Origin of the sequence: Pinisolibacter sp., assembly GCF_036782435.1 — a bacterium.
GTDB lineage: Bacteria > Pseudomonadota > Alphaproteobacteria > Rhizobiales > Ancalomicrobiaceae > CALBKH01.
Genome location: NZ_DAIPZB010000027.1, coordinates 52,117 through 68,879, shown reverse-complemented (window position 1 = coordinate 68,879; position 16,763 = coordinate 52,117). Strand labels below are relative to the sequence as shown.

Genomic DNA, 16,763 nt, shown 5'->3' with positions numbered 1-16,763 from the left:
AGGCACATTAAACGCATCAAATCAACATGATGGTCCAACCGCGCACAGGTCTCCTTTCACCGCGCTCACGAATTTTCGACTCGATCGGCGTGGATCTACCGAAGGCCCTCGCATCCAGTCCTCTCCCCCCTTGCGGGGGAGGGGACGTCGGAGCACCGACCTTCGAAACCGAACCGCCCGGAAAACGGTCGGAACTTCGCAAGACTGATATCACCCCCAGCGGGCGCTCTTGACGCGGCCCTTGGCCTCGGCGGCGGCGCCCTCGACGAGCTCGCACAGGAGCACGCGGGCGGTGTCGACCGGCCCGGGCATGATCACGTCGGTCGGCTTCACATGGTGGAAGCCCAACGGTCCGTAGTAAGGGGCGTCGCCGACCAGCAGGATCGAGCGATGACCGAGGGCGCGCGCCTTCTCCACCGCGGCGCGCACCAACGCCCGGCCGAGGCCGCGGCTACCGTGGTCGGGGTCGACCGCGAGCGGTCCGAGGAGCAGCGACGGCGCGTCGCCGATGCGGATGGCGGTGAGTTTGACCGAGCCGGCGAGGCGGCCGTCGACCAGCGCGACGAGCGACAGATCGGGATCGCAGGCGACTCCCTCGCGCAGGCGGAAGGCGGTGCGGGCGAACCGGCCGGGGCCGAAGGCGTGTTCGTGGAGGGCTTCGATCGCGGCATCTTCGGCCGGCGTCTCGGGCCGGATCACCGGGGTATGGGTGGTCATGGGAACAATCCGGATGCGGGGGAGGGGAAGGTTTCCCGCGTCGGGTCCTGCCGCCCGCCCACCCGGTGGCGGCGAGGCCGCATCGTCCGGTGTCAGGCGCGCGAGATCACGACGGCGACGCGGCGGGTGCCGGGTCGTTCGGTTCGTCGTCGCGAGATGCGCAGCGTCGGGATCATCGTGTCCTCGCTCGGGGCGTTCATCGCCCGAGACGGCCGCCGGTTAGCACGGTCGGGGCGGGTCTCGCAAGGCCGGCTCACCATTCCGCCGTGATCGCGCTGCCCTCGAAGACCTCGGCGAGGCGGCGACGGGTGGCGCCGGTGGTCTCCCGAGGCAGCGCGTCGAGGGCGAAGAAGCCGACTTCGGCGATCTCGATCGCCGGGCGGCGGAGGGTCTGCCCTGCGACGGGCGCATCGAAGACGAGGAGCGCGACATGGTCGCGGCGCGAGACGCGACGGTTGAGATAGAGCGCGAAGAGGCGGGGCTTCTCGAGGGTCGCGACCCCGGTCTCCTCGGCCACCTCGCGGACGGCCGCCGCGGCGACGGTCTCGCCGGGATCGACGCCGCCGCCGGGCAGATACCAGCCGGGCAGATAGGTGTGCCGCACCAGGAGGATACGACCTTCCTCGTCGCGCACGACGGCACGCACCCCGAGGGTCGTCGCGCGCGCCACGAGGCCGGCCCAGGCGCCGAGGCGCTTGGTCAAGGGCTTGGCGAAGCGGACCAGGGAGAAGCGGGGCGTCTCGCGTATCGACATTCCGGAACCCGCATTCGTGAATGAAGAATGAAGTATGCCATGCGCCCATTGCATGGCGGCCATTGTGCACTGCACCTAGCTCTTTTTCAGGCAATTGCCTAGAAGAGCGGCATCAGATCAGCACGTCGCTCGTGCGAACCACACTTCTCGAAAGAAGTGCGGGCGGTATCGCCGTTTCCGAAACGAAACCCCGACCGCCGGGCGTCGAACCGAGGAACCGATATCATGTTCGCCTTTCTGCGTCGCAAGGCCCGCCCCGTCTCCTATCAGTGGAAGCCCGCCGTCGATCTGACCGATCCGCGCGTCCACGCGATCCTGAAGACCTTCTGGGGCTGAGCGCGACGATCACGGGTCGCGACCCGAGCCGTCATCGAAGCGGCGGAGCCGGATCGGCTCCGCCGCTTTTTTATGCGTCGGCCCACCCACTTTCGTCTTTCGCCGTCTGGACCCGGACGGCGTCCGACGCTAGTTCCACGGGGCCATGTTCCGCCTCGCCCACGTTTCCGATCCCCACCTCGGTCCGCTGCCCGAACCCCGCCTCAGAGAACTCGCGGGAAAGCGGGTGCTCGGCTACATCAATTGGCGCCTCAACCGCGGTCGCGGTGGGATGCGACCGACGGTGCTCGGCGATCTGGTCGACGATCTCGTCGCCCATTCTCCCGACCACGTGGCGGTCACCGGCGACATCGTCAACATCGCCCTCGACGCCGAACTCGAACCGGCGCGGCGGTGGTTGGCGAGCCTCGGCAATCCGCACGACGTCTCGGCGGTGCCGGGCAATCACGACGCCTATGTGCGCGGGGCGCTGAAGCGCGCCTCCGAAGCCTGGGCGCCCTTCGTCAAGGGCGACTTCGGCGAGGCCGGGCGTTTCCCGTTCTGCCGCCGGCGCGGGCCGGTGGGCATCGTCGGCGTCTCGTCGGCCGAGGCGACGGCGCCGTTCATGGCGACCGGCCGTTTCGACGCCAGTCAGGCGATGCGGGTGGCGGACCTCCTCGACCGCTACGCCCACGAGGGGCTCTACAGAGTGGTGCTGATCCACCATCCGCCGTCGAAGAAGCCGATCCACTGGGCCGGCCGGCTGATCGGCACGGCGCGGTTCCGCGACGTGATCCGCCGGCACGGCGCCGAACTGATCCTGCACGGCCACACCCACCGCGCCACCGTCGAATGGCTCGACGGCAAGGACGGGCCGGTGCCGTTGGTCGGCGTGCCGTCGGCGTCGCGCAATCCGGGGCCGGGACGGCGCGGGGCGGGGTGGAACCTGTTCGAGATCACCGGCGGCGTCGGCGACTGGCGCACCACGCGGATCGAGCGCGGCTTCCGCAACGCCTCCTCCGGCGTGGTCGAGATCTCACGGAGCCCCCTCGTTCCTTGATCGGAGACGCGGCATGAACGACGAAGCGACCTCCGACCTCGCCCCCGCAGCGGCGCGGGTCGCCGCCGCCGCGCGCGACCTCGGCCTCGCCGTCGAGGTGGTGGCGATGCCGGCGTCGACGCGCACGGCGGAAGAAGCGGCCGCGGCCTGCGGCTGTGCGGTCGGCGAGATCGTCAAATCGCTGGTGTTCAGGGGGGCGGCCTCGGGGAGGCCGTATCTGCTGCTCGTCGCCGGGTCCAACCGGGTCGACGAGACGGCCGTCGCCGGCTCGATCGGCGAGGCGTTGGAGCGGATGCCGGGCAAGGACGTCCGCACCGTCACCGGCTATGCGATCGGCGGCATCCCGCCCTTCGGTCACGCCACGGCGCTCGACGTGTTCATCGACGAGGATCTGCTCGGCCATGCCCGCGTGTGGGCGGCGGCGGGCACGCCCTTCGCCGTCTTCGCCGTCGCTCCGCGGGCGCTCGCCGCCGCGGTCGGGGCGAAGGTGATCCGGATGGGCTGAGGCGGCACGACGCGTCGGTGGCCGTCGGTCGCGCCGGCGTACACCGCTCACGTCCCGGCGAGTCGTCCCGGCCTTCATGGCCGACCTTCATGGCCGATCTTCGTGGCCGACCTTCGTGATTCGACGCATGGCGGTCGAGCGCTTTCCGCCTCGCCTCGCGAGGCGGAGAGGGTTAGAGATCTGCTGCGCGGGCTCCGCCGCGCGGCTCGAGCGCCATCACCATGTCCGAAGCTCCCCTCACACCCTTCCTCGCCATGCCACAGGCTGCGGCGCGCGGGCGCGCGCGGCTTCCCGATCTCGGCCGACGCACCCTGGTGATGGGCATCCTCAACGCCACGCCCGACAGTTTCTCCGACGGCGGCCGCTTCGCCGACCTCGATCGGGCGATGGCGCAGGCGCAGCGGATGATCGCCGAAGGAGCCGACATCGTCGACATCGGCGGCGAGTCGACCCGGCCGGGCCACGAGGCGGTTCCGGCCGAGGAGGAACAGCGGCGGGTGCTGCCGGTGATCGCCGAACTGGCGAAGACCTCGCCGCTGCCGATCTCGATCGACACCTACAAGGCCTCGACCGCTGCGAAGGCGCTGGCGGCCGGCGCGACGATCGTCAACGACGTCTGGGGGCTGACCCGCGATCCCGACATCGCCCGGGTGGCGGCGGCGCACGGCGCGCCGGTGATCGTCATGCACAATCGCGAGACGGCCGATGCGGCGATCGACACGATCGCCGACCAGCTCGCGTTCTTCCGCCGCTCGATCGACATCGCGCTCGCCGCCGGTGTCGCCGAAGACGACGTGGCGATCGATCCGGGCATCGGCTTCGGCAAGACCTTCGAGCAGAACCTCGAGACCCTGGCGCGGCTCGCCGAGCTTTCCGTCCTCGGCCGGCCGATCCTGCTCGGCACGTCGCGCAAGCGGATGATCGGCGCCATCCTCGATCTGCCGACGGAGGAACGCCTCTTCGGCACGCTCGCCACCAACGTCGCCGGCATCCTCGCCGGCGCCGCGATCATCCGCGTCCACGACGTCCGCCCGCACGTCGAAGCGGCCCGCGTCACCGATGCGATCGTCCGCTCGAGGCCAGCCTCGCGACCCCAAGGAACCCGCCCGTGACCGACCGCATCCTGCTCACCCGTATCGCCGTCTACGCCTATCACGGCATCCATCCGGAAGAGGAGAAGCTCGGGCAGCGCTTCTACGTGTCGCTCGACGCCGGCCTCGATCTCCGCCCGGCGGCGGAGGCCGACGACTGGAAGCGCACCGTCTCCTACGACCGGCTGGCGAAGATCGTCGTCGACGTGTCGACCGAGCGGCGCTTCGCGCTGATCGAGGGGCTGGCCGAGGTGATCGCCCGGCAGATCCTCGCCTCCTATCCGCAGATCCACACCATCACGGTGCGGGTCGAGAAGCCGGCGGCGCCGATCCCGACCATCCTCGACGGCGTCGCCATCGAGATCGTGCGGCGTCGCGATGGTTGAGGCGCTGATCGGTCTCGGCGGCAATCTCGGCGACGTGGCGGCGACGCTCGACGAGGCGATCCGCCGGCTGGAGGCCGGCGGCGCGAAGGTCGTGGCGCGGTCGTCGAACTGGAAGACGCCGCCCTGGGGGCTGACCGAGCAACCGGCCTTCGTCAACGCCTGCGTGGCGGTCGAGACCGCGCTCACGCCGCGGGCGCTGCTCGACCTGTGCCTCGCCACCGAGACGTCGCTCGGCCGCCGCCGCGAGGTGAAGTGGGGGCCGCGGGCGATCGATCTCGACGTGCTCGACTACGACGGCCGCGACATCGACGAGCCGGGCCTGCGCCTGCCGCACCCGTATCTGACGGAACGCGCCTTCGTGTTGGTGCCGCTCGCCGAGATCGTGCCCGATCGAATGGTGGCGGGCGCGACGGTCGCCGGTCACCTGGCGAAGCTGGATGCGAGCGGGGTCGAGCGGATCGATCTCGACGGCTCGAACCGACCGTGAATCCTTCGCCGGTTCGGTCCTTCTCCTTGTCGTCGATCTCGCAGGACCTCGTCGTAGCGGCGATCGGCCGATATGTGAATAAATGCATGTGACATGCATAATATGAAGATCTTTCAACAGATGGAGGGCATGATACCGGCCTCTTGGATTCCGGATTCGTCCGAAATTCGCGAGCGTCGCCGACCGGCCGACGGGCGTTCGTCGTCGCCTTCACTCACCGGGTTTCGAACAGGTCGAAATTTCGGGAGTTCGGGATGTGGCCCGGTGTGGGACGCTCCGCGGAGCGGTGGACCGTCGTGGGAGGACGAGGGCGTCGCGAGCCGAGAAGGGCAAAGCGCGAAGCGGAGAGATCCGCGGTCGCCGCCGGCTCCGATGGTCCGGTGCGGCCGCCTTCTCGCCGTGAAGCTCGTCGGCGGGCTCGGAACGGTGTGTCCGTCGAGGCGTTCGCCATGTGCGCCGCATGTGCGAGAGGCGAGCGTCGACCGCTCAGGCCGCTTCGCCTTCGAAGAAGTCGCGGAGATTCTGCAGCTTGGAGATGCGGACGTGTTCGCGCTCGATCGAGACGCCGTGGTCGCGCAGTTTGGCGAGTGCGCGCGAGAAGCTCTCCGGCGTCATGCCGAGACGGCCGGCGATGAGCGATTTCTCGTAGGGCAGATCGAAGGACGCCGCGCCTTCGTCGGTGCCGGCGAGGTCGCAGAGGAAACCGGCGACGCGGCGCGGCCCGGGCAGGCCCTTGAGGCGTTCCAGTTCGTCGACCATCGAGCGCAGATGCATCGAGGCCGAGGCGAGCATCGCGAAGGCGAGATCGGGATCGGCGCCGAGGCGGCTGCGCAGCCGTTCGGCGTCGATGGTGAGGATCCGGGCCTCGGAGATCGTCTCGGCGGTGGCGTGCGCCGGGGTGGCGAGGAGCGCCGCGGTCTCACCGAAGCTCTGTCCCGGGCCGTGGACGCTGACGATGGCGTCGGCGCCTTCCTCGGTCTGGCGGTAGAGCTTGACGTAGCCGGCGACGACCAGATGCAGGCCGTCGATGTGATCGCCCTGCAGGAACAGCACCTGACCGCGCGGATGGGTGCGCGGACTGCGATCACCGATGATGTCGCGCAGTTTCGCTTCGTCGGTCGTGCGGAACATCGTGCTGCGCCGGACAACCGTCCAGTCGGCCGCATCCATCTCGTCGCCCTTCTCGTACATCGTCGGCGTCTGCGCGCCGTTTCGCCGAAACTGACATTCCGAACGGGCTTCGACAACCCTTCCGACCGCATGACCGACCATCGGACCGCCCTGCCGAAGCGGCCCGATCGCTGTTTCGCCGGTATCATGAGCACGGCGAAGCGGCTTCGGGAATGAGACAGGTCGTCCCCGATCCCGAGCCTCACCCGATCGGCGGGTCCGATTCCGAACGTTGAGAATCTCGCGTATCCGATCTCAGGCGCGGTCGGCGGTTTCGCGGACGAAGGACTTCAAGCGGCCGACGTTGGCGATGGCGACGGCGTCGCGGTCGACCTGGACGCCGTGGTCGCGCAGGATGGCCAGCGCCCGGGAGAAGCTCTCCGGCGTCATGCCGAGACGGCGGGCGATCAGCGCCTTGTCGTAGGGCAGCGTCAGGCTGGTCGAGCCGGTCTTGACGCGGGCGGTGCGCACCAGGAAGTCGGCGACACGCTGCGGCGCGCCGAGCACCTTCATGTGTTCGACCTGATCGGAGAGCGTCTCGGTGTGGTGGGCGATGGAGGCGAGGAGGGCCGTGGCGACACGCGGGTCGGCCTGCATGGCGGCGCGCACGGCTCGCGCTTCGACACGCAGCAGGCGGCAATCGGTGACCGCTTCGGCGGCCACGGGATAGCGCCCGCCGATGAACATCACGGCCTCGGCGAAACATTCGCCCGGCGCCATCACCGCCACCACCGCTTCGCCGCCGTCGGGCATGGCGCGAAACAGCTTCACCCAGCCGTCGAGCACCAGGAAGAAGGCGTCGGCCGGATCGCCCTGGAGGAAGATCGAACGGCCGCGCTCGTAGGTCTTGGGTTCGCGATCGCCGATCACGGCGCGGGCGACGTCCTCGCCGAGATGGGCGAAGAGCGGCGAACAGTTCACCTTGTCGAGATCGGCCGCGTCGAGCGCCGTCCTGAGTCGAGATGCCATCGAGGCGGGTCACCTTGCGCGCGAGGACGAAAGAACGGGCCGTCCCCGGGGGGCGGCCCGTCTCTTCTACATCATCGAACCGGTGTCGCGCGACCCGCTTCGATCGACCTCGACGTCGCCTCGGCCGAGCCGATCACTTCATCGTCTTCAACATGTCCTCGTAGGCTTCGCGGCCACCCTGCGGGAGACGATGGGCGATGCCCTGATGACAATCGATGCAGGTCTTGCCCTGGTCGAGCGCGGTCTGATGCTGCTTGCCGGCCCGGGTCTCCTGCTTGGTGAAGTCCATGTAGTCGAAGTTGTGGCAGTTGCGGCACTCGCGACTGTTGGTCTCCTTCATCCGCTTCCATTCGTGCTTGGCGAGTTCGATGCGGCGGGCGTCGAACTTCTCCTTGGTCCAGATCGACTGGGTGACGAAATGGCCCCACAGCTCGTTGGACGCCTGGATCTTACGGATGATCTTGTGGGTCCATTCCTTCGGCACGTGGCAATCCGGGCAGGTGGCGCGCACGCCGGAGCCGTTCTGGAAGTGCGGCGTCTGCTTGTACTCGGCGTAAACGTTCTCCTTCATCTCGTGACAGGAGATGCAGAAGGTCTCGGTGTTGGTGAGTTCCAACGCCCAGTTGAAGCCGCCCCAGACGACGACACCGCCGACGAAGCCGACGATGAGAAGCACACCGAGGGCGGTGCGCGCCGCCGGTGTCCAGAGGGTCGTCCACAGGCGCCGGAGGAAACCCGGCCGGGTGGCGCTCGTGTTCGTATCGGTCATGGTTCCAGCGCTCCGTTCCGCGAGGCCCGAGGGATCCGTTCACACGCCTCGCCGCTCACTTGACGGTGGAGGACGGCTTGAAGGTGTTTTCGACCAGTTCCTTGGCATCGGCCTGCGGCACGTGGCACTGGTTGCAGAACCAACGGGTCCCGGCGACGGTGTCGGTCTGGTGGCCGTCACGATCGAGATAGTGGGTCATCGACAGGGTCGGGGCGCCGTTCTTGGCGGCGGTCGACCAGTCGTGGCAGCTCAGGCACTGATTGGCCTTGAGGTCGATCTGGTAGCGATCGATCTGATGGGGGATCAGCGGCGGCTGCTGGCGATAGGCGCGATCGAAGCGGCCGGAGACGTTCTGGTGGGCGGTTTCCGGCACCGCGACGTCGGCCTGCGGGGCCGCGCCGCGCAGCGTCTTGACCTCCTGGGCGGACGCCGAAGCGATACCGAAGCTCAGACCGGCGACGAGGCCGAGCGCCGCGACGAACATGATCCTCATTGTTTTTCTCCCGAACAGTTCGACCGGTGGGTACCCCCCTCTGCGGTCTCGGATACGTCGAAGCGATGGGTGAAGCGGAAGACGATACGGTCGCACACATCGATGCAGCGTCCGCAGGCGGTGCAATCGCGTGACAGGATGACCGGCGAGAGCCCCTTCTTGGCGCCCTCGAGGGCCGGAGAGATGACGTGCGGCTCCGGGCAGACCGCATAGCAGTCCATGCAGTGATCGCAGGCGGCTCGGCGGTTCGCCGAGACCCGGAGGAGCCCGCCGGAGCCGATCAGGCCGTAGAACGCCCCGACCGGACACAGATGTGAACACCAGCCGTGGCGCGCCACGAACAGGTCGAAGAGGAAGACGGCGGCGACGAAGGTGGCGCTCGCGGCCGAGCCGAAGACCACGACGCGGAAGGCCATGGTGATCGGATTGACCAGTTCCCAGGCGATCGCGCCGGTGACGGCCGAGACGACCAGCGCCATCGCCAGGACGAACCAGCGGGTGCCGGGGCGCGGTTGCCAGCCCTTGGCCTGGAGGCCGAGCCTCTCGCGCGCCCAGAAGGCGAGGTCGGTCACCGGGTTGATGGGGCAGACCCAGGAGCAGTAGAGGCGTCCGGAGACCAGCGCATAGAAGGCGAGGACGATGAGGGCACCGATGAGGGCCAGCCCCTCGGGCCAGTGCCGCGCCGCCAGCATCTGCAACACCATGAAGGGGTCGGTCAGCGGCAGCACGTCGAAGGTCATCGACGAGGCGATCGTCCCCTTGGCGATCCACAGCCCGAAGAGCGGGCCGGTGAGGAACAGCGCCAGCACCAGGATCTGCGTCGCCCGGCGGGCGATGAGGAACCTGTTGCGGGTGAGGAAGGAGCGGGCCGGCATCTCGCCGGCGGCGGCGAGGCGGGCTTCGCGATTGAGCCGGGTGGGGGTGACGGCGGTCATGGCTTCCACCCCCCCGGCAGCTTCGACGGATCGAGGATCGGCGGCGCATCGGGCACGCCGGAGGGCGGCGTGATGTCGCCCGGCGCGCGATCCGGCAGATCGATGATGTCCTTGACCAGCGGACCCTGGTTCTTCTTGTACTCTTCCCAGCCGAGGCGATAGTGGGCGCCGAGTTCGCCGCGGGCGACCTTCAACGGCAGCACCTTGATCGCCGCTTCCTCGAGCACGCAGGACTTCTCGCACTTGCCACAGCCGGTGCAGTCGGCGGCATGGACGGTCGGGCGGAAGATCGCGTGCTTGCGGGTGCGCGGGTTCGATTCGAGTTCGAGGGTGATCGCCTTGTCGATCACCGGGCAGTCGCGATAGCAGACGTCGCACCTGAGCCCGAGGAAGTTCAGGCAGTTCTCCTCGTCGACGAGCACGGCGGTGCCCATCTTGGCCTTGTTGATGTCGACGAGGGAGTGCTCGAGCGCGCCGGTCGGGCAGGCCTTCACGCAAGGAATGTCCTCGCACATCTCGCAGGGGATCTTGCGGGCGACGAAATAGGGCGTTCCGTTGGCGACGTGGTCGCCGAGGTCGGCGAGCGTCAGGGTCTTGTAGGGGCAGGCGCGCACGCACAGACCGCAGCGTATGCAGGCGGAGAGGAACTTCGCCTCGTCGGCCAGCGCGCCGGGCGGACGGATCGCCAGCGTCGGCTTGGCTTCGGCCGACTTCTGATGGGCCCCCAGCATCACGCCGGCGACACCGGCGCCGACGACACCGCGCGCGGCGGTCTCGAGCACCTTGCGGCGTTCGGGGCTCACGAGCCCGTCAGGGGTGGTGGACTTGGGCGACATGGGACTTTCGATCTTCTCGGGTCGGGTGACGTTTTTCTCGGAACGATCCTCGAAGGAGGGTCGCATGGAGAGGTAGAGCCCCCCGCTCCGCCCCGTTTCCGCCCGTGGGGAAACTCCCGCGGAGCGGATCATCGTCGGCGAACTCCGGGCGATGCGGTCGTGGTCCATCGCCGGTTCGCGGTCTCCCCGGATGGGGGAGGGGGAGGGGATCACCGGGCGCCGTTCGGCGTCGGCGGCGAACCCCTCCCGTCGTCTCAGGCGCGCTCCACCTTGCAGGCGCACTTCTTGTAGTCGGTCTCCTTCGACAGCGGGCAGGTCGCGTCGAGGGTCAGCTTGTTGACGAGCTGGCCTTCGTCGAACCACGGGAAGAAGACGACACCCTTCGGCGGCTTGTTGCGGCCGCGGGTTTCGACGCGGGTCGCCACTTCGCCGCGGCGGGTGGAGACCTTGATCTCCTGACCGCGGCGCAGGCCGAGCGACATCGCGTCGTCGGGGTGCATGAACAGCACCGCGGCCGGGAACGACTTGTGGAGTTCGGGCACGCGGCGGGTCATGGAGCCCGAATGCCAGTGCTCGAGCACGCGGCCGGTGACCAGCCACAGCGGGAAGTCCTTGTCCGGGCTCTCCGCCGGCGGCTCGTAGGGCGCGAAGATGATGCGCGCCTTGTTGTCCTTGTAGCCGTAGAACTTCACGCCCTCGCCCTGCTTGACGTAGGGGTCGTAGCCTTCACGGAAGCGCCAATTGGTCTCCTTGCCGTCGACCACCGGCCACTTCAGGCCGCGGGCCTTGTGGTAGGTGTCGAAGGGCGCGAGGTCGTGGGCGTGGCCGCGGCCGAAGGCGGCGTATTCCTCGAACAGGCCCTTCTGCAGGTAGAAGCCGAAGTCCTTGGATTCCTGGTTCTCGAAGCCCTCGGCCACTTCGCTGGTCGGGTACTTGTCGACGTTGCCGTTCTTGAAGAGCACCTCGTAGAGGGTCTTGCCGGCGAGTTCGGGCTTCTTGGCGATGAGTTCGGCCGGCCAGACCTCCTCGACCTTGAAGCGCTTGGAGAACTCGACCGTCTGCCAGACGTCGGAGCGCGCCTCGCCCTGCGGGGCGACCTGCTGGCGCCAGAACTGGGTGCGGCGTTCGGCATTGCCGTAGGCGCCTTCCTTCTCCACCCACATGGCGGTGGGCAGGATCAGGTCGGCGGAGAGCGCCGTCACCGTCGGATAGGGGTCCGACACGGTGATGAAGTTGGCGGGGTTGCGGTAGCCCGGATACCCCTCCTCGTTCATGTTCGGGGCGGCCTGCATGTTGTTGGTACACTGCACCCAGTAGGCGTTGAGCACGCCGTCCTTGAGCATGCGGTGCTGCAGGACCGCGTGGAAGCCGACCTTCTCGTTGATCGTGCCCTCGGGGAGCTTCCAGATCGTTTCGGCGAGCTTGCGATGCTCGGGGTTGTTGACGACCATGTCGGCCGGCAGGCGATGGGCGAAGGTGCCGACCTCGCGGGCGGTGCCGCAGGCCGAGGGCTGACCGGTGAGCGAGAAGGGCGAGTTGCCCGGCTCGGAGATCTTACCGACGAGCAGGTGGACGTTGTAGCACAGCGAATTCACCCAGGAGCCGCGGGTGTGCTGGTTGAAGCCCATGGTCCACAGCGACATGACCTTGCGGTTCGGGTCGGCGTAGGCCTTGGCCAGACGCTCCAGCTTGTCGACCGGCACGCCGGACAGCTGCGAGGTGTATTCGGCGGTGTAGGGCTTCACCAGTTCCGCGTATTCCTCGAAGGAGATCGGCGTCATCTTGCCGTCGTCGGGGTTCTTGGCCTCCTTCTGACGGGGATGCGCCGGGCGCAGGCCGTAACCGATGTCGGTCGCGGTCTTGGTGAAGACGACGTTGCGCTCGACGAACGCCTTGTTCACCGCATTGTTCTGGATGATGTAGTTGGCGATGTAGTTGAGGATCGCCAGATCGGTCTGCGGGTTGAAGATCATGCCGTTGTCGGCGAGCTCGAAGGACCGATGCTCGAAGGTCGACAGGACATGGACCTCACTGCCCGGCTTGGTGAGGCGGGTGTTGGTGAGACGCGACCACAGGATCGGGTGCATCTCGGCCATGTTGGAGCCCCACAGCACGAAGACGTCGGCGTGCTCGAGATCGTCGTAGCAGCCCATCGGCTCGTCGATGCCGAAGGTGCGCATGAAGCCGACGACGGCCGAGGCCATGCAGTGGCGGGCGTTCGGGTCGAGGTTGTTGGAGCGCAGGCCGGCCTTCATGAACTTGGAAGCGGCATAGCCCTCCCAGATCGTCCACTGACCGGAGCCGAACATGCCGACGGCCGACGGGCCCTTGGCCTTCAGCGCTTCCTTCCACTTCTGCGCCATGATGTCGAAGGCTTCGTCCCACGAGACCGGCGTGAAGTCGCCGTTCTTGTCGTACTTGCCGTTCTTCTTGCGCAGCAGCGGCGTCGTCAGGCGGTCCTGGCCGTACATGATCTTGGACAGGAAGTAGCCCTTGATGCAGTTGAGGCCGCGGTTGACCGGGGCTTCCGGGTCGCCCTGGGTGGCGACGACGCGGCCGGCCTTGGTGCCGACCAGCACCGAGCAGCCGGTGCCGCAGAAGCGGCAGACCGCCTTGTCCCAACGAATGCCGGCGTCGCCGACGGGGGCGGCGGAGGCGGGCAGCGAGATACCGGCCACCGCAGCGGTGGCGGCGGCGGCGGAGGCCTTCAGCACGTCGCGGCGGGAAGTGTCGATCGTCATCGGTCGCGACCCTCCAGAGGTCGGTTGGGGTTGGATCAGGCGGCGCGGGCGCCGGCCTCGGGTTCGTCGGTCTCGGGTTCGTAGGCGTGGTAGACGAGCGAAGCGTCGATCACGTGCGGCATCAGTTGCATCGCCATCAGCGCATCGGAGGCGAGGGCGGTGTCCTCGTCGGTGGCGGTGACGACCAGACGGCCGTCGCCGGAGGAGGCGTGGATCTCCACCCCGGGCATCTCGGCGAGGCGGGCGACGACCTCGTCCTCGTGCTCGGGCACTGTCATGACCAGGACACCGATGACGTTCATGCCGTCGCTCCCTCGTGTGGTTGGCGTTCGTGGATGTCGATGGCGTCGCTCGGGCAGACAGAGAAGCAGGCGCCGCAGCCGGTGCAGGTGCCCTGCGCGAGGATCGGCAGGAACCGCCCGTCGGCGCGCGGGGCGAACCGGATCGCCGAAGTCGGGCAGGCGTCGCCGCAGGAGCGGCAGTGGACGCCGCCGATCGCCAGACACTTGCCGCCGATCTCGGCCTTCACCGTCCACGGCCGCGCACCCTCGCGGGCGAGGGCACCGGTCGGGCAGGCATCGGCGCAGTCGCCGCAGAATTCGCATTCGCCATGCGTGAACTGGAGGACCGGCCGGCGCTCGGCGTCGAGACGGATGATCTTCGTCGGACAGGCGGTGACGCAGGCCAGACATCCGTCGCAGGCGGTGCGGAAAGCGGTCTCGAACAGCGCCGTCGGCGGGCGCAGGACGCGCTTCTCCGCGGGGCGGACGAACCGTCCACGGAACAGGTCGCGGCGTGCCAGGTCGAGCGACATCTCTTCGGTCTCTTTCCGATCGCCCCGGAACATGCCGGGCCGGCGTTCACGAGAACTTGATATTTGGTAAGCTCGCGCGAGCTCCCGCTTCCGGTCGACTACGGACAGCATCCGGATCCATGCGTAAGTCTACGAAGCGACCGACACCCTCCGGTCCGATGCTGGGAGGATATGCTCCGACGAAAGCTAGAATATCATGAAAGTAATCGGCGGCAACACGATAGAATATTCGCCTTCTCTGATGTGATGTCGAATTCCGCATGCTCGATTTCACGCCATGCGGCGAGCGGCGATCGACTTCAGCCAGCCGCGTGCGGTGCTCTCGTCATCCTGCACGATGCCGTATTCGCCGGCGAAGTCGAGGAAACCGGCCACGTGTTCGGCGCCGACACCGACCAGTACGGGTACCCCGAGTTCCACCGCGCGTTCGACTATTTGACGAAAGCCGTGGCCTTCGATCTCGCGTTTGCCGAATTTCGACAGGACCAGGAGGTCGGGGAGCGGATCCGAATCGAGGCCACGCATGGCCAGCGCCGCCGCTTCCTCCAGCGCTCCGTGATCCAATCGGCAGCCGCGGGCCTCGCGCCCGCGGTCCTGTGAGATCGGGATCTCGGTTCCGGTCGGCAGGTCGACGAGACTCATGTCGCAACGACGGCGATCGGGACGGCGTTCGTCCTTCTGGATCATGCCGGCGAGCGCCAAGCCGAGGGTGCGGGCGTCCTCGGCGAGGCGGCCGATCACCGCGCCTTCTCCCTGGGCATAGAGCAGGGCGGTCAACATCCGTGGTTCGTCGGTCATCGCCTCACGCTCCCTTGGGCCGGAACGCCACCATGCGCTCGGGGCGGGTGTCGAGGCGGTAACCGCCGGCGAGGTCGATGCAATAGGGCACCGCCGGCATCACCGCGTCGAGGCAGTCGCGAATCGACGCCGGTTTGCCCGGCAGGTTGATGATCAGCGAAGAGCCGCGCAGGCCCGCCTCCTGGCGCGAGAGGATGGCGGTCGGCACGATGGTCAGGCTCTTGGCCCGCATCGCTTCGCCGAAGCCGGGCATCATGCGGTCGCAGACGGCGAAGAGCGCTTCCGGCGTGACGTCGCGCGGCGCCGGGCCGGTGCCACCGGTGGTCACCACCAGCTGGCAGCCCTCGACGTCGCAGAGGTCTTTCAGCGCCGCCTCGATCGCCGGCTGTTCGTCCTCGACGATGCGGCGAACGATGCGGAAAGGGGTGGCGAGCACCTCGGTGAGATAGGTTTCGATCGCCGGGCCGGAGAGATCCTGGTAGATGCCGCGCGAGGCACGATCGGAAACGGTGACGACGCCGATCGGCACCGCGGTCGCATCGGAGGCTTCTGACGTCATTCGCTGTTTCGCGCTCCTGGGGGGGCTCGGCGGACCCGGCTCGGGTCTCGGGGGCCGCGATGATGCCCGGAATTTGATCGGATCGGAACCACCTCGTCTTGTCCTTCGTCAATGGAGCGCGGACGCTGTGGGGCGACAAACGGGCCGAGGCGCCGAAAGGGCGCGGGAAAGGGAACGAGCATGGCGACCACGGCCGAACAGATGCGCGCCCATCGCGGGCCGGCGATCCTCACCGGCGGTTTCCGTCCGTTCTTCCTCTTCGGGGCGATCTGGGCGGCGATCGCGATCATCCTGTGGATCCCGATGTTCGAGGGGCATTTCGAGGTGCCGAGCGCCTTCTCGGGTCTCGACTGGCACGTCCACGAACTGCTCTACGGCTATCTGCCGGCGGCGGTCGCCGGCTTCCTGCTCACCGCCATCCCCAACTGGACCGGGCGGTTGCCGGTGGTCGGGCGGCCGCTCGCCGGGCTCGTCGCTCTGTGGGCGGCGGGCCGTGTCGCGGTGCTGGTCTCCGGGCCGATCGGCGCCTGGTCGGCTGCGGCGATCGACGCGTCGTTCCTTCTGGCACTGACCGGGCTCACGGCACGCGAAGTGTGGACGGGCAAGAACCGGCGCAACCTCCGAATCGTCGGCCTCGTCGCCCTCCTGGCGCTCGGCAACGTCGTCTTCCACGTCGAGGCGATCCTTCGCGGCACCGCGTCCCACGGCACTCGAATCGGCATCGCCGCGGCGGTGGTGCTGGTCGCGGTCATCGGCGGGCGCATCGTGCCGAGCTTCACCGCCAATTGGCTGCGCTCGCGCGGTGGCCGAATGCCGGTGCCCTTCGCGCGGTTCGACGCGGTGGTGATCGGTGTGTCGAGCGTGGCGCTGGCGATGTGGGTGGTGCTGCCGGACCATCGGGCGAGTGGCTCGGCGCTGGTCGCCGCCGGCGGCTTCCAGGCGGTGCGGCTGTGGCGCTGGGTCGGCTGGCGGACGGCTGGCGAGAAGCTCGTGCTCGTCCTGCACGTCGCCTATCTCTTCGTGCCGGTCGGCTTCCTGCTCCTCGGCGGGACGATCCTCGGGGTGGTGCCGCTCCTCGCCTCGGCGGCGCTGCACGCCTGGACGGTCGGCGCGCTGGCGACGATGACGCTGGCGGTGATGACGCGGGCGAGCCTCGGCCACACCGGGCGGATGCTCCATGCGACGCGGTCGATCCAGGCGATTTATCTCGGCGCCTTCGTCGCCACGGTGGCACGCATCGCCATGGGGATGGGGAAGGCCGAGTTCGTCCTCCTCCATGTGGCGATGGTCGCTTGGCTCGTCGCCTTCGCCGGCTTCGCCATCGTCTATTTCCCGATCCTGACGCGGCCGCGCGGCTGAGGCGG

At 68.3% G+C, this 16,763-nt stretch carries 19 protein-coding genes; 6 read left to right on the top strand and 13 right to left on the bottom strand.

Annotated elements, in window-relative coordinates; translation table 11 throughout:
• Positions 1-210: 210 nt before the first annotated feature.
• Together V7Q42_RS13120 and V7Q42_RS13115 are read right to left on the bottom strand one after the other, a co-directional pair.
• Complete coding sequence (locus tag V7Q42_RS13120) at positions 211-717, bottom strand: GNAT family N-acetyltransferase (RefSeq protein WP_333824537.1); 507 nt, start codon at positions 715-717, stop codon at positions 211-213.
• Positions 718-970: 253 nt separating this feature from the next.
• The gene (locus V7Q42_RS13115) at positions 971-1,471 is read right to left on the bottom strand and encodes an NUDIX domain-containing protein (RefSeq protein ID WP_333824536.1); all 501 of its coding nucleotides are present in this window, start codon (positions 1,469-1,471) and stop codon (positions 971-973) included.
• A gap of 481 nt (positions 1,472-1,952) precedes the next feature.
• Between V7Q42_RS13115 and V7Q42_RS13110 the strand changes: the two genes are divergently transcribed.
• From V7Q42_RS13110 to folK, 5 genes are all read left to right on the top strand, one after another.
• Complete coding sequence (locus V7Q42_RS13110) at positions 1,953-2,846, top strand: metallophosphoesterase family protein (RefSeq protein WP_333824535.1); 894 nt, start codon at positions 1,953-1,955, stop codon at positions 2,844-2,846.
• A gap of 13 nt (positions 2,847-2,859) precedes the next feature.
• On the top strand, positions 2,860-3,351 hold the full coding sequence (locus tag V7Q42_RS13105; protein ID WP_333824534.1) for a YbaK/EbsC family protein: 492 nt from the start codon (positions 2,860-2,862) through the stop codon (positions 3,349-3,351).
• A gap of 254 nt (positions 3,352-3,605) precedes the next feature.
• Positions 3,606-4,463: a dihydropteroate synthase gene (folP, locus tag V7Q42_RS13100; protein ID WP_333824544.1), complete on the top strand. Its 858-nt coding sequence runs from the start codon at positions 3,606-3,608 to the stop codon at positions 4,461-4,463.
• Positions 4,460-4,828 (top strand): dihydroneopterin aldolase, encoded by a 369-nt coding sequence (gene folB / locus V7Q42_RS13095; RefSeq protein ID WP_333824533.1) that lies wholly within the window; start codon positions 4,460-4,462, stop codon positions 4,826-4,828. The genes folP and folB overlap by 4 nt, the downstream gene beginning before the upstream one ends.
• Entirely contained in the window at positions 4,821-5,315 is a 495-nt protein-coding gene (folK, locus tag V7Q42_RS13090; protein ID WP_333824532.1) for a 2-amino-4-hydroxy-6-hydroxymethyldihydropteridine diphosphokinase, read from the top strand. Before folB ends, folK begins: the two co-directional genes overlap by 8 nt.
• A gap of 486 nt (positions 5,316-5,801) precedes the next feature.
• Here the strand turns inward: folK and V7Q42_RS13085 are convergent, their stop codons facing one another.
• The 11 genes from V7Q42_RS13085 to mog form a co-directional block, all read right to left on the bottom strand.
• Positions 5,802-6,506 carry a Crp/Fnr family transcriptional regulator gene (locus V7Q42_RS13085; RefSeq protein WP_333824531.1) on the bottom strand — a complete coding sequence of 235 codons (705 nt, stop codon included), beginning with the start codon at positions 6,504-6,506 and terminating at the stop codon, positions 5,802-5,804.
• A gap of 234 nt (positions 6,507-6,740) precedes the next feature.
• Positions 6,741-7,454, bottom strand: a complete 714-nt coding sequence (locus V7Q42_RS13080) for a Crp/Fnr family transcriptional regulator (RefSeq protein WP_333824530.1) — start codon at positions 7,452-7,454, stop codon at positions 6,741-6,743.
• Positions 7,455-7,587: 133 nt separating this feature from the next.
• On the bottom strand, positions 7,588-8,223 hold the full coding sequence (locus tag V7Q42_RS13075) for a NapC/NirT family cytochrome c (RefSeq protein WP_333824529.1): 636 nt from the start codon (positions 8,221-8,223) through the stop codon (positions 7,588-7,590).
• Positions 8,224-8,278: 55 nt separating this feature from the next.
• Complete coding sequence (locus V7Q42_RS13070) at positions 8,279-8,716, bottom strand: nitrate reductase cytochrome c-type subunit (RefSeq protein WP_333824528.1); 438 nt, start codon at positions 8,714-8,716, stop codon at positions 8,279-8,281.
• Entirely contained in the window at positions 8,713-9,651 is a 939-nt protein-coding gene (gene napH / locus V7Q42_RS13065; RefSeq protein WP_333824527.1) for a quinol dehydrogenase ferredoxin subunit NapH, read from the bottom strand. Before napH ends, V7Q42_RS13070 begins: the two co-directional genes overlap by 4 nt.
• On the bottom strand, positions 9,648-10,487 hold the full coding sequence (gene napG, locus V7Q42_RS13060; protein WP_333824526.1) for a ferredoxin-type protein NapG: 840 nt from the start codon (positions 10,485-10,487) through the stop codon (positions 9,648-9,650). Before napG ends, napH begins: the two co-directional genes overlap by 4 nt.
• A gap of 254 nt (positions 10,488-10,741) precedes the next feature.
• Positions 10,742-13,228 (bottom strand): nitrate reductase catalytic subunit NapA, encoded by a 2,487-nt coding sequence (gene napA, locus V7Q42_RS13055; protein WP_333824525.1) that lies wholly within the window; start codon positions 13,226-13,228, stop codon positions 10,742-10,744.
• Between the two features lie 35 nt (positions 13,229-13,263).
• Positions 13,264-13,530: a chaperone NapD gene (locus tag V7Q42_RS13050; protein ID WP_333824524.1), complete on the bottom strand. Its 267-nt coding sequence runs from the start codon at positions 13,528-13,530 to the stop codon at positions 13,264-13,266.
• Positions 13,527-14,042 (bottom strand): ferredoxin-type protein NapF, encoded by a 516-nt coding sequence (gene napF, locus V7Q42_RS13045; protein WP_333824523.1) that lies wholly within the window; start codon positions 14,040-14,042, stop codon positions 13,527-13,529. The genes V7Q42_RS13050 and napF overlap by 4 nt, the downstream gene beginning before the upstream one ends.
• A gap of 270 nt (positions 14,043-14,312) precedes the next feature.
• Positions 14,313-14,840: a DUF2478 domain-containing protein gene (locus tag V7Q42_RS13040; RefSeq protein WP_333824522.1), complete on the bottom strand. Its 528-nt coding sequence runs from the start codon at positions 14,838-14,840 to the stop codon at positions 14,313-14,315.
• A gap of 4 nt (positions 14,841-14,844) precedes the next feature.
• The gene (gene mog, locus V7Q42_RS13035) at positions 14,845-15,369 is read right to left on the bottom strand and encodes a molybdopterin adenylyltransferase (protein WP_333824543.1); all 525 of its coding nucleotides are present in this window, start codon (positions 15,367-15,369) and stop codon (positions 14,845-14,847) included.
• 210 nt (positions 15,370-15,579) lie between these two features.
• Between mog and V7Q42_RS13030 the strand changes: the two genes are divergently transcribed.
• A complete protein-coding gene (locus V7Q42_RS13030; RefSeq protein ID WP_333824521.1) occupies positions 15,580-16,758 on the top strand; it encodes an NnrS family protein in 1,179 nt (392 codons plus the stop codon).
• Positions 16,759-16,763: the final 5 nt, after the last annotated feature.